Consider the following 12141-nt stretch of genomic DNA (forward strand, 5'->3'; position numbering starts at 1 on the left):
AAGAATGGAACGACTTCCTAGACAGCTTTGTTGACAACGAGCTGCTCGTCGCTCGCATCAAAGCCAAATCTACGCGGTAGCAATCGGGCGGTTACGATATCCGCAGCGCACAGGCAGATTCGACTAAAAAAAGAATAGTGAATGCCCACCCATAGAGCTTGCTCCGAAATCCCGTCCAGTATCAAACCAAAGCACACGCGGGTCCAGTGCGAGCTGAAGTTACAGGGGTTCAAGCATTGAGCTTGTCGCCATCCAGGCAACCGGCCGCTTCTTGAATGAGCCGCACAACAAGCCGCTTGCAAAGACTTCGAAACCTTTTTGGAAAACACCCTGCGTCGGGGTGTTTCGGTTGCCATCGAGACACTGGAGATGCATCAGACTGTCGCACACGCTTCTGAGCTAGGGTGCAGGGGTGCCCTTTTTGAGTGCGTCAGTTATCTCCGCTCTCGCGACACCGATCAGGGTTTCCATTGCGGTTCGCGCTGCGACGGGATCGCGCATTCTTATAGCCTCAAGAACATCCTGGTGTTTTTGAATGGCCTGTTGGTGAGACTGGCTGGCGCGGTTGGTAAGCCGGAAACTGGCGAGGAGAGCGGCGCGGATCGCGCTTGCAAACTGCCGATAGACCCAGTTACCGCTCGCGTCGATGATAGCGGTATGGAATTCGAGGTCGGCACGACTCCACTCCTCGTTGTCCCGGGCGTTCGCATCCACCATATCCTCAAACGCTTGGGCAATTCGCGAGAGCTGTTTGGCACTCGCGTTTTTCGCCGCGTGTTCCGCTGCGGCCGGTTCCAGGAGCTGTCGGGCGTCGATCAGTGAGGTGTAAAAGGATTTGTCACCCCCCAGAGAGAGCATCACATCGAGAACGAGTGGATCCAGGTAGTTCCAATTTTCTCGCGGCAGCACTGTGGTTCCTGCCCTCGTACGCGATCTTATCATTCCGATTGCCGAGAGATACTGCATCGCTTCGCGCAGTGTGGTGCGACTGACGTCAAACTGCTCCGTGAGGTCCGCTTCGTTTGGCAGGGTGGCCCCCTCGGGCAGTTCGCCAGACACGATCTTCTCGACCAGTTTGGAAAGCAGCGCTTCGCGAACGGTACGCTTGCCGCCGGATGCGATCTCGATGCCGCCGTCGGTCAGTTTCCACTCATTTCGCGCGATTGCCACTCGTTTATCCCCCGATCACAGTACGGCTAAGTCTGAACATTCGGCAGCCGCAAGAGCGTTTGTAGCCCAAAAACTATCGGGCGTAGATAGCCTATAGCACACGCTCAGGGGGAATCACCATATTTTTAAAAAAATAAATCGTATTTATATTGACAATAATCGGACCTAGACTAAGTTTGCCTTGTCGGCGGGCTTCGGAGTGGGGCTCGCTGTTGGAGATAACGGGAGGGAGCAAAATGAAGCTCATCGTACGCGCCGCGATCCTGGCGCTCACAACGATCGCTGGATCGCACGCCACAACGGTTTTCGCTCAGGATAAGGACCTGAAAGTCGGCGCCATCTACATGGACGCTCAGGGCTTCTACGCAGGTGTACGCAAGGGGATTCAGACTGGTGCAAACGATGCTGGCCGCAAACTGGAGGTCGTTGAGACGAACGCCCAAGGCGATGCCAGCAAGGAATCGTCGTTCATTGACACGCTAATTTCGTCTGGCGTTCAGGCGATCATCGTCTCGCCGGTATCAGCAGACGGCTCCTCGCGAGCAATCCGGCGTGCCCATGACGCTGGCATACCGGTCGTCTGCTACAACACATGCCTTAACGACGCCGACATGAAGGAATACATCTCGGCGTATGCAGTCGGTGACCCCTATGATTTCGGTCACAAGCTGGGCGATGCGGCCGCAGATTACTTTATCGCAGAAAAAATTGATTCACCGAAGATTGGCGTCCTGAACTGCGAATTCGTGGAAGTCTGCGTCACACGCCGCAAAGGTTTCGAAGAAGCTCTGAAGGCGAAGGTGCCTGGCGCTGCAATCGTAGCCAATCAAGAAGGGGCTACCCTCGACAAGGCCGTGTCGGTCGCTGCGACAATGCTGACGTCAAACCCTGAAATCAACGCGTTCTTCGGCGAAGCAGGTGGTGCCACGCTCGGTGCCGCCCGTGCCGTAAAGAGCCAGGGAAAGACCGGCAAAGTCGTCGTCTTCGGCGGCGATATGACCACCGAGATCGCCCAGGAGCTGGCCGACTTCAGCGTCATCAAGGCTGTAGTCGATATTTCAGGCCAGGGTCTCGGAAAGCTGGCGCTTGCTCAGGCTATCAAGTCGATCGATGGTCAACCGCCAGAAGGTATCAAGGTTGCCTATGACATCGACCTCTACAAGTCTTCTGAAGACGGCAATGCCTGGCTGAAGGCTCATGCCGACGGCGTTCCGTGAGATCACCTCCCAAGTGACAAAAGCCGAGGCCGCCGGGAGACCGGCGGCATCTTCTCGAAGGTGGAAAGCAAATGACACAAACATTGCGGACGGCTGTCCTTGCCTCACACTCGATCGCATTGATCGAGGGATGCACGCGTCAATATCCTGGCGTCCTTGCGCTCGACAACGCAACATTCTCAGTCGCTGCCGGGGAAGTAAGGGCGTTGCTTGGGAAGAACGGCGCAGGCAAATCCACGCTTATAAGACTTCTGACTGGAGCTGAGATACCCGATAGTGGGACCGTCAAAATCGACGGTGAAGAACTACGGCACTCGGGTTCTAACCGTGCACAGGACGCATTCGAAAAGGGGGTGCGTGTTGTCTACCAGGAACTCAGCCTTGTTCCGGGCATGACGCTTGCCGAGAACCTGTTTTTGGGGCGCTGGCCCAGAAAGGGTGGCATCATTCAGTACGCCGACATGGAAGCGGAAGCATCGGCTGCAATGGCGCGGCTTGGGCTCGACCGGGCGCCCAACACTCTGGTTGCCAGTCTTAGTCCGGCCGAACGCCAACTCCTGGAAATCGCGCGTGTCCTGCTTGGAAAGCCGAAACTTGTTATTCTTGATGAGCCGACAAGTTCGCTCGCGGCCGCCGAAGCCGAGAAGGTGATGGCCGCCGTTACCCGCATCGCCTCGGAAGGGATCGCGGTTATCTATGTCAGCCACCGTATGAACGAGATCCGCCAGATAGCGCACTCGGCAACAATCATGAGGGACGGACGTATCATAGAAACCCTTGACGTCAAGGGTGCTGATACACGTGAGATTGTTCGTCTGATGCTCGGGGTCGAGGCATCGAAGGCTGCCACTTTAGACAATCGAAGCCAAGACCAGACGGTGCTGGAAGTTCACGACTTGGCACTCGCGCCAAAACTGTCCTCGGCGTCTTTCCAGCTCAAAGTCGGGGAGGTGCTCGGTATCGCTGGCCTTCTTGGTTCGGGGCGCACCGAGCTGCTGCAGGCGATCATGGGTGTCCGTTCCCGGGATCGTGGTGAGGTGCTGGTCGACGGCGTATCCGTGAGGTCGGGCCGCTACAAGCAAATGATATCCGCTGGGTTTGGCTACACTCCGGAGAGTCGCAAGGAAGAGGGGATCGTTCCCCTGCTTGGCGTCGACGAAAATACCCTGTCGACCAACTTTTCTGACGTCAGCAGGAATGGAATCCTGTCTGCCAAAATGATGGCCGACGCCACGCGCAAGGTAATTCAGCGCCTGCATATCAAGACCGCACAGACTGACACGCCAATCGGTACGCTGTCGGGCGGAAATCAGCAGAAGGTCGTGATCGGACGATGGGTCTACGCGAACAGCCGCGTCCTGCTTCTTGACGAGCCCACCAGAGGCGTCGACGTTGAAGCCAAGGCTCAGATCTACGCGATCATTCGCCAGTTGGCAGCAGAGGGCCGGAGCGTGATCTTCGTCTCCAGCGAGATCGAGGAACTTCCACTTGTTTGCGATCGGGTGCTCGTCCTGCGTGATGGCACCCTTCAAGAAGAATTCAAATCACCAAACATCGATCAGGATGCCTTGATGGCGGCCTGCATCGCTGGACATTGAGGGAGACATCAAATGTCACTCGACCAGGCTGCAAAGTCAGCATCAGCCCAACGCCCGAAGTCCCGGTTCACGTTGTCACAACACATGAACGAACTGAGTTTGTTTGTTGCAATCCTTATCCTCTATGTCGTTTTCACATCGACGGCGAACGGCTTCCTCTCGTTCAACAACCAGATCAACATCCTTCGTGATGCTGCGACGATCGGTATTGCAGCCTGGGCCGCAACGCTGATCATTATAGCGGGCGAAATCGATGTCAGCGTTGGCCCGATGGTGGCGTTCATCTCAGTCGTGCTTGCCTTCCTCCTACAGTGGGGCGTCCCAACGCCCATAGCGTTCGCACTTGCCATTGTCGTCGGCGCCTTGCTTGGATCCATTGCCGGTGCCCTTCGTGCCTATTTCGACGTTCCCTCTTTCGTCGCGACGCTTGGCCTTTGGAGCGCGCTTCGCGGGACGGCACTTTTTGTCACGGACGCGCTGCCGGTTTCGATCGGTCGTAACGACACGCTCGACGCCTTGGACCGCTCGTTCCTGGGGATTCCTCCTGCCGCGATTATCATGCTGGTGTTGTTCGCTGTGTTTACATTCATCAGCCGGAAAACTGCCTTCGGCCGTTCGGTATTTGCCATCGGGGGCAACGCACACGCGGCGTTTCTCAGTGGCATCAGCGTTTCAAAGATTCGCGTCGCGCTCTTCGCCATTGCGGGTGCCATGGCAGCAATCTCCGGTATCCTCCTGGTTTCACGGCTGGGATCGGGAAATGCGACAGCCGCTACCGGTTTGGAATTCGATGTCATCGCAGCGGTCGTGGTCGGCGGGACATCGTTGTCCGGTGGCCGGGGATCGATGCTTGGAACCCTTCTCGGCGTCCTCGTTATTACGTTGATTGGCAACGGCCTTGTCCTGCTCGGGATCAATCCCTTCTTCCAGCAGGTCGTACGCGGTCTGATCATCGTGATTGCGGTGCTTGCCAACATTCAGGCGATTAAGCGCAGCATGTCCCGCAACAAGGGCTGATGCCATGACCGTCGTAGATCTCGAAGCTGGTCCACTGTCTCTTCGCGTTTCGACCAAAGGCGGGTTGGTACTCGGCTTTTGGAGGGACATTGGAGACGGTAAGAAAGCGCTACTGCGTCCGAGCGTGTCCCAAGATGTAGATGCACTCGGTTCATCGTGCTATCCGCTCGTCCCTTTTGGAAATCGCGTGAAGGGGAACGCGTTCGCCTTTGACGAGGAAGAATATCGACTTAGGCCGAATACCGAGTGGGACAAACATTACCTGCACGGCGAGGGCTGGCAGGCTGAATGGCTGATCGTACGACAGACCCCAACCTCGGTCGAGATGAGCTTCACGCATACCAATGGCAAAAGTCCATATTCATTCAAAGCGAGCCAGCACTTTGCGATCGACGAAGGGGGGCTGACCATGACCCTTACGGTCGAGAGCGGCGGCGAACGGGCTATGCCGTTTGGCCTTGGGTGGCACCCATATTTCCCGATGACGCCGAAGACGACACTCTTGGCACCAGCCCGCCAATTCTGGACGGAGGTCGATGGTTGGCTGCCCGGTGAACGGACCACGATCCCCGAAGATCTGGATTTCAGCTCTCCGGCGCCGCTACCGCACCGTTGGGTAAACAATGGCTTTGAAGATTGGAGTGGGGAAGCGCTAATTACCTGGCCTGAGCGGAATACATTGCTCCATCTGACCGCTGACGCCGTCTTCAAGCACGCGTTCGTTTTCGTTTCCGATACGACCTTCGATCCGGGCTACAAGCGGGACTACTTTTGTTTCGAGCCCATGACCCATCTGGCGAATGGGCACAATATGCCAGATCTGGGTGGCCTGAAGGTTTTGGCACCTGGCGAGAGCCTTTGCGGCAGCATCCACATGCGCCCTTCCAGCATTTGATATTGAATTTTGGAGTGACTGATGTCTGTGAATGACCGTTATGACTACATCATCGTCGGCGGGGGGAGTTCCGCCTGTGTGGTCGCGGAAAAGCTGGTGCGTGATGGTAAGGCCCGGGTTCTGCTACTGGAGCGTGGACCAGCCAAAGCTAATCCGATCATGAGCTTTCCGGCCGGATACATGAAATTCCTGGCCAAGGACACCTATCTTGCAATGCACCAGACGAAACCGCAGCCACAGTTGAACGGTCGCGGCCCGACCGTCCCTCAGGGCAAGGTCCTGGGTGGCGGCAGCACGGTCAACGCCATGGTCTACATGCGCGGGCAGGCTGCAGACTTCGATCTCTGGAACGACCTCGTCACGCCGGGTGGATCCAATGACGACGCCTGGTCCTACGGTGACTTGCTTCCCCATTTCAAAGCCCAGGAGGACAATGACCATCTTGCAGGGGAGTTTCACGGTGTCGGCGGGCCTCTAAAGATCTCGCATCTTGGACATACTAGCCCGATGACCCGCACATACGTCAAAACGCTGCAGGGGATGGGGATCCCCTACAATCCCGATTTCAACGGCGCACGGCAATTTGGCGTTGGGTTCATGCAGCATACGATCGATTGGAAAACGAAACGGCGCTCCAGTGCGGTTGATGCTTTCCTTGCCCCAGTTATGAAAAGTCCGCTGCTGAAGATCGAAACCGAGGCGACAGTGACCGCCATTGCGATGGACGGCAACCGAGCGACCGGCGTCGAGTATCTGTGGCGTGGCAGCCGGAAATCCGCAAGCGCAGGAGAGGTCATTCTTGCTGCCGGTGCCTACCAGACCCCCAAGCTGCTCATGATCTCTGGCATCGGACCGGATGACGAGTTGACCAAACACAGTATCGAGAAAAGGGTCGTTCTCTCCGGCGTCGGCAAGAACTTGCAAGACCACTACGAATGCCCGGTCGTTGCGACCACCAAGGGGGCGTTCGGCTACTATGGAGCTGATCGCGGATGGCCGATGATCAAGGCGGGTCTGCAGTATCTGTTGTTCAAATCTGGTCCTGTGTCGACGACTGGCGTCGAGACGTGCGCGTTCTACGACCCAGACGGCGACAATGAGCGGCCGACTATTCAAATGTTCTGCGTGCCAACGGTCTATCTCGACCGAGATGTGATGGGAACGGAACCTGGGGATGGCGTGACGATCAACTCGCTCCTGCTTCGTCCGAAGGCGAGGGGATCTGTCACCCTGGCTTCGTCCGATCCATTTGACAATCCGATCGTCGACACGCAAATCTTCGGGCATCCGGATGACCTGCGGCTGACAATGGCTGGTTTTCGATTTGCCCGCACAGTGTTGGATGCCTCACCGATGCGCGATCTTATCGACAAGGAAATATTCCCAGGTATTGACGTGACGAGCGACGAGGCGGTCGCGGCGCACTGCAAGCGCACGGTAAAGACCGGGTACCATCCTGTCGGCACTTGCAAGATGGGGCAGGACACAGACCCGGAAGCGGTGTTGGATATCAATCTCCGGGTCCGAGGTACGAGCGGCCTGCGTGTTGTGGACGCGTCGCTGATGCCTACGATCGTCAGCGGCAATACTAACGCCGCTGTCATGGCCGCAGCGAGCAAAGCTGCCGACCTCATTCTCGCTTAGATCGGAAATCCTTAATGAAGATCACGAAACTCACAACCTACATCGTGCCGCCCCGTTGGCTATTCTTGAAGATCGAAACCGACGAGGGGATCGTTGGCTGGGGTGAACCGGTCGTTGAAGGCCGAGCATTGACGGTGGAGGCTGCGGTCCACGAGCTTTCTGATTACCTGATCGGGAAGGATCCGTTCCTGATCGAGGACCATTGGCAGGTCATGTATCGCGGCGGATTCTACCGTGGTGGCGCCATCCACATGAGCGCGATATCAGGCATCGACCAGGCACTTTGGGACATTAAGGGCAAGGCACTTGGGCAACCCGTCCATTCCCTGCTCGGTGGCCAGGTTCGTAACCGCATCAAGGTATACTCCTGGATAGGCGGGGATCGCCCCTCTGACGTTGCCAACAACGCAAAGGAAGTGGTCGCTCGTGGCTTTAAGGCGATCAAGATGAATGGTGCCGAGGAGCTGCAGATCGTCGACACCCACGAAAAGATCGACGCCATCATCGCGAATATCGCAGCTGTCAGAGACGCGGTCGGTCCTCATGTCGGGATCGGCGCGGACTTTCACGGGCGCGTTCATCGACCAATGGCCAAGGTTCTGGCGAAGGAATTGGAGCCATACAAGCTCCTGTTCATCGAAGAACCGGTTCTGTCGGAAAACCGAGAAGCACTGAAGGAGATTGCCAACCAATGTTCGACGCCCATTGCTCTCGGCGAACGCCTGTACTCACGCTGGGACTTCAAGGGTGTGCTTGCTGATGGCTACGTTGACATCATCCAGCCGGATTTGAGTCATGCCGGTGGCATCACCGAATGTCGAAAGATCGCGGCCATGGCCGAGGCCTATGACGTCGCTCTGGCACCGCACTGCCCGCTGGGACCAATCGCGTTGGCTGCCTGTTTGCAGATCGACGCCGTCAGCTACAATGCATTCATCCAGGAGCAGAGCCTGGGGATCCACTATAACAAGGGCAATGACATCCTTGACTACGTTTCCAACAAGGACGTCTTCCATTACGACGACGGCTTCGTGTCCATTCCACAAGGCCCAGGCCTCGGCATCGAGGTGAACGAGGCCTACGTCATCGAACGGGCAAAAGAGGGACATCGCTGGCGCAATCCACTGTGGCGTCATGAGGATGGCAGCGTCGCTGAGTGGTAAAGGAAATTGGCATGGCCAGACGGCTAACCGGCAAGCGAATACTGATCACTGGCGCGGCCCAGGGTATCGGCCTTGCAATTGCGAAAGCTGTGCTTCGAGAAGACGCCAGCGTTTTCATGATCGACCGCGATGATGATCGTTTGCGGGTTGAGGCCGAGAAGTTGAAAGGCGCAGGGCATAACCTTGGCTACAGGGCAGCCGACATCACCGACGCTAGATCGATTTCAACAGTGGTCGAAGACGCTCGTGCCGAAATCGGGCAGCTCAATGCCCTCATCAACAACGCGGGCGTAAATGTATTCTCCGAGCCACTGGAAACAACAGACGAAGAATGGAACCGCTGCTTCGACATCAATCTGAAAGGTGCGTGGAATTGCTGCAAGGCAGTGTTGCCCGGACTGATCGATCAAGGTGGTGGCGCTATCCTGAACATTGCCTCAACGCACGCCTTCACGATCATTCCGCACACTTTTCCATATCCGCTCGCCAAACATGCTCTGCTCGGCATGACCAAGTCCCTTGGGTTGGAGTATGCGTCAAAGAGCGTGCGGGTGAACGCGTTGGCGCCGGGCTACGTTGCGACACAGAAGGTCATTGACTACTGGAACAGCTTTCCGGATCCAGTTTCAGCCGAAGCAGAGACCATGAAGCTGCATCCCGGCGGGCGAATTGCGACGCCGGAGGAAATAGCGTTGGCCGCCGTCTTCATGATTTCGGACGAGTGCCCTTTCATGAATGCAACATGCCTTACTGTGGACGGCGGCCTCAGCGTGCAGCAACATTCGGCCTAGAGTTATTAGGGCCGTTCACTGACGGGTACGTCCTGCTCTTGTCTCCCAGCCGTCAACCCAAGTTGTCGATCCCATTTGACTGGGTTTCGATCGTGCACTTAACAGCATGGCGGCCATCGCATTGGAAAGCGGGTGGCCGGTATCGATTTCGATAAACAAGAACTGGCCGGACGGGTTGATCTCGAAGAACACGTATTTTCCTTCCGGCGTGAGGCGCATGTCTATGGACCCGTAGTGAAGCCCCAGTCTCCTGACCAAGGCCCTCATATCCCGCTGCAGCGCTTCATCAATCACGTGTTTTTCCCATTTTACCCCGGGATCTATTCTACAATCCAGTTCGGCTGCCTGAATCGTGGGCATCGCTTCAGCACCGAATATCTCATTTCCGATCAGTTGACCCGAATATCCAAGCCCTGAACGATCTCTTGAACGATGATGGGAGCGTGGCGGACTTTGTCGATCTCGTCGAAGTCGGCCGCCGTCAGGCGCCGTGTTTCCAACAGACGCCCCTCCATCGGAGTAAGGGTCTTGTAGACGCAATTTCGACCCCGCCTTTCCCAGAAGGTTTGAATTGCCTGCGAGTCGTTGGAGATAACCGTTTCGGGAATGTTCAGGCCCAAGCTATTCGCAACGGAAAGCTGGAAAGGCTTTCTGCCGGCGCGCGATTCCACATAGGGATCGTTGAGGATGGGGACATCCAGCGCCGACAGCGCTCCATGGAGCAGCGCGGAATACTCGTTTCGATTGAAATTGGACACGGCGCCGGCGGTTGCACCCCGGGTTGTTGCAAAGCCATTGGGCCTACGCCACCAGATACTATGAATTCCCGCGCGCCCCAGGAGGCATTGATCAAGCTTCAGGTGGAACGGATCGTCCGTCGCCCGTGGATAGAATGCTATCCGCTCATTTTCGGAAAGCTGTGCGGTATCCCATATAATCGACTCTGCGGAGAAATTCTTTTCCAACACCCGCTGGACGGTGAGGGCGTGTACGTCGTTTGCAGGCGCAACGATAAGTATCGGCTGGGGCATGGCGCTCGGACCTGTCGTCAATGGAGAGGGCGACCGCAGCAAGGCGGCGCACTCCGTCGCTAGCCGCCCCACTCGCCGGCCTCATTTCCCGAAATCGATTTTCCTTAGCTACGAAAATACCAATTCGGGGGCATGATTTCAGGCGGGCGCGCAGTCATCCAAACTGGTATCGTAGATCGCGCGCGGAAACACTCGGTTGCCCATTCCCGGGAATGGTCCTTCCCACATGGTAAATGAGACATAGGTGCAGGACGTGGCGGTGCCGCCCGAGCCGTCGTCGACCCCGAACGCGCCTCTGCCAAATACGCCGCCCATACCGCCCAGCCGCGCAAAGAACGCGGTGCTGCGCACCTCCATCGGAACAAGGTCTTCCGTCTGGATGGACATTCTGTCGAGCCCGGAAGGCCTTGCCAAGGCAAATGGCGTTACGTCCGTTTCAATATCGCTCTTTTCAGGGAGGGGTGGCACCCATGGATTGGGCTGCCTAGCATCGAAGTCATCGATCAGCGCTACGACGTTGCAATCCCCATTTGCAATCACCAATAGGCCGTCAGGGCCGATACCTCCGCCTTCCGGCGTAAAATCAAAGCAGATGAAATGCAGGCCGGTTGTGAAATTGTAGGGCAGAGCCCTTATTGATAATAAAGACTGATTTTTGGCAAACCGCGAAACGATTGCCTTTTCAACTCTTTCATCTTTCACGATGAATTTAGTCTGATCCGGATACTTGGGAAAGCGCCCGTCAAAGTCCCTTTCGATTTGTTCCACAAGGGTAGAGATGTTCGTTGGCTTCATGATCACGACCTCTGGCTTCAATGTTGTGAGTTGGGACTAGTGAAGCGATGAATCGGTGGTCTCAAATGCTGCCTATCTTGCCGGGGCAGGTTATCCACCACCAACAGATCCTGGTACCGCCCCAATACTCGCAATGTATGTAGAGCCGGCAGGGGCCGAGCGGCACGCCGAAGGGGCCGGTATCACCGATTTGGCGCGCGATCGAGGCTTGCAGCCCTGTCGCTCCCTCGTCGGGAGAATCGCAGCCGCACTCCGTGGGCTTGGCCTTGGTAACTCGCTCGTAGCGCACGAGCAGATTTGCCTCAGTGCTGACTCTGACGAGGTAGAAGTCGCCTTCCTTGCGTACTTCCTGGACATCCTTTTCGCGGATGATCGTACGTATGTTTTCGTCCTGGGCGATGCTAATGAAGCCGTCCTCGGCAGTCGCCGGGCGACCCGCGAGCCAAATCGATTCCCCTTCATCAATGCGCTCGGAATCCGAATGGCTCAGCTCGGCTCTGCACGCTCGCTTCAACTCGTCCAGATGCTTGTTCATCGCTCTTAACCCCACGAAGCTATCAGACTTCGGGTTCAAAACCGTTAGTTGCACCAAAGGACCTATCGGCCCTGGGCCGCGCTGGTCATGACCGCCGTCCAAATCGCCGTAATCGGATCGAGTATTCGTCTGTTCGGGTCGTTCACCCGAGTTCATCGAGGATTTTTGAAAGCAAGACTGCTGCCTACCTACCAGTTTTGCAGAAGTTTTTCAAACCTTCTCTGAATTCAAGCCAACCCCGGAGGCGCAACTTTGCTGCTGATGCAAGCATCGTACGTTGATAGC

At 56.5% G+C, this 12141-nt stretch carries 12 protein-coding genes; 7 read left to right on the forward strand and 5 right to left on the reverse strand.

What is annotated here, in order from left to right:
• Nucleotides 1–399: 399 nt before the first annotated feature.
• On the reverse strand, nucleotides 400–1170 hold the full coding sequence (locus ASC90_RS17140) for a FadR/GntR family transcriptional regulator (protein WP_056542756.1): 771 nt from the start codon (nucleotides 1168–1170) through the stop codon (nucleotides 400–402).
• Nucleotides 1171–1406: 236 nt separating this feature from the next.
• On the opposite strand from ASC90_RS17140, the gene ASC90_RS17145 reads away from it, so the two are divergent.
• The 7 genes from ASC90_RS17145 (at nucleotide 1407) to ASC90_RS17175 (ending at nucleotide 9495) form a co-directional block, all read left to right on the forward strand.
• Nucleotides 1407–2387, forward strand: a complete 981-nt coding sequence (locus ASC90_RS17145) for a substrate-binding domain-containing protein (protein ID WP_056542758.1) — start codon at nucleotides 1407–1409, stop codon at nucleotides 2385–2387.
• A gap of 71 nt (nucleotides 2388–2458) precedes the next feature.
• On the forward strand, nucleotides 2459–3985 hold the full coding sequence (locus ASC90_RS17150; protein WP_056542760.1) for a sugar ABC transporter ATP-binding protein: 1527 nt from the start codon (nucleotides 2459–2461) through the stop codon (nucleotides 3983–3985).
• 12 nt (nucleotides 3986–3997) lie between these two features.
• On the forward strand, nucleotides 3998–5002 hold the full coding sequence (locus ASC90_RS17155) for an ABC transporter permease (RefSeq protein ID WP_056542762.1): 1005 nt from the start codon (nucleotides 3998–4000) through the stop codon (nucleotides 5000–5002).
• Between the two features lie 4 nt (nucleotides 5003–5006).
• The gene (locus ASC90_RS17160; RefSeq protein WP_056542764.1) at nucleotides 5007–5897 is read left to right on the forward strand and encodes an aldose 1-epimerase; all 891 of its coding nucleotides are present in this window, start codon (nucleotides 5007–5009) and stop codon (nucleotides 5895–5897) included.
• 21 nt (nucleotides 5898–5918) lie between these two features.
• Nucleotides 5919–7541, forward strand: coding sequence for a GMC family oxidoreductase N-terminal domain-containing protein (locus tag ASC90_RS17165; protein WP_056542766.1), 1623 nt, complete (start codon nucleotides 5919–5921; stop codon nucleotides 7539–7541).
• Nucleotides 7542–7555: 14 nt separating this feature from the next.
• Nucleotides 7556–8704: a galactonate dehydratase gene (dgoD, locus tag ASC90_RS17170; protein ID WP_056542768.1), complete on the forward strand. Its 1149-nt coding sequence runs from the start codon at nucleotides 7556–7558 to the stop codon at nucleotides 8702–8704.
• 11 nt (nucleotides 8705–8715) lie between these two features.
• A complete protein-coding gene (locus tag ASC90_RS17175; RefSeq protein ID WP_056542770.1) occupies nucleotides 8716–9495 on the forward strand; it encodes an SDR family oxidoreductase in 780 nt (259 codons plus the stop codon).
• A 15-nt stretch (nucleotides 9496–9510) separates the two neighbouring features.
• Here ASC90_RS17175 and ASC90_RS17180 read toward each other — a convergent pair whose 3' ends face one another.
• The 4 genes from ASC90_RS17180 to ASC90_RS17195 form a co-directional block, all read right to left on the reverse strand.
• A complete protein-coding gene (locus tag ASC90_RS17180; RefSeq protein WP_156393007.1) occupies nucleotides 9511–9789 on the reverse strand; it encodes a hypothetical protein in 279 nt (92 codons plus the stop codon).
• 95 nt (nucleotides 9790–9884) lie between these two features.
• Nucleotides 9885–10526 (reverse strand): hypothetical protein, encoded by a 642-nt coding sequence (locus ASC90_RS17185; protein ID WP_056542774.1) that lies wholly within the window; start codon nucleotides 10524–10526, stop codon nucleotides 9885–9887.
• 138 nt (nucleotides 10527–10664) lie between these two features.
• Nucleotides 10665–11321, reverse strand: a complete 657-nt coding sequence (locus tag ASC90_RS17190; protein ID WP_056542776.1) for a hypothetical protein — start codon at nucleotides 11319–11321, stop codon at nucleotides 10665–10667.
• Between the two features lie 61 nt (nucleotides 11322–11382).
• On the reverse strand, nucleotides 11383–11856 hold the full coding sequence (locus ASC90_RS17195; protein ID WP_056542778.1) for a hypothetical protein: 474 nt from the start codon (nucleotides 11854–11856) through the stop codon (nucleotides 11383–11385).
• Between the last annotated feature and the right edge of the window lie 285 nt (nucleotides 11857–12141).

The organism is Rhizobium sp. Root1220, from assembly GCF_001426265.1.
GTDB lineage: Bacteria > Pseudomonadota > Alphaproteobacteria > Rhizobiales > Rhizobiaceae > Rhizobium.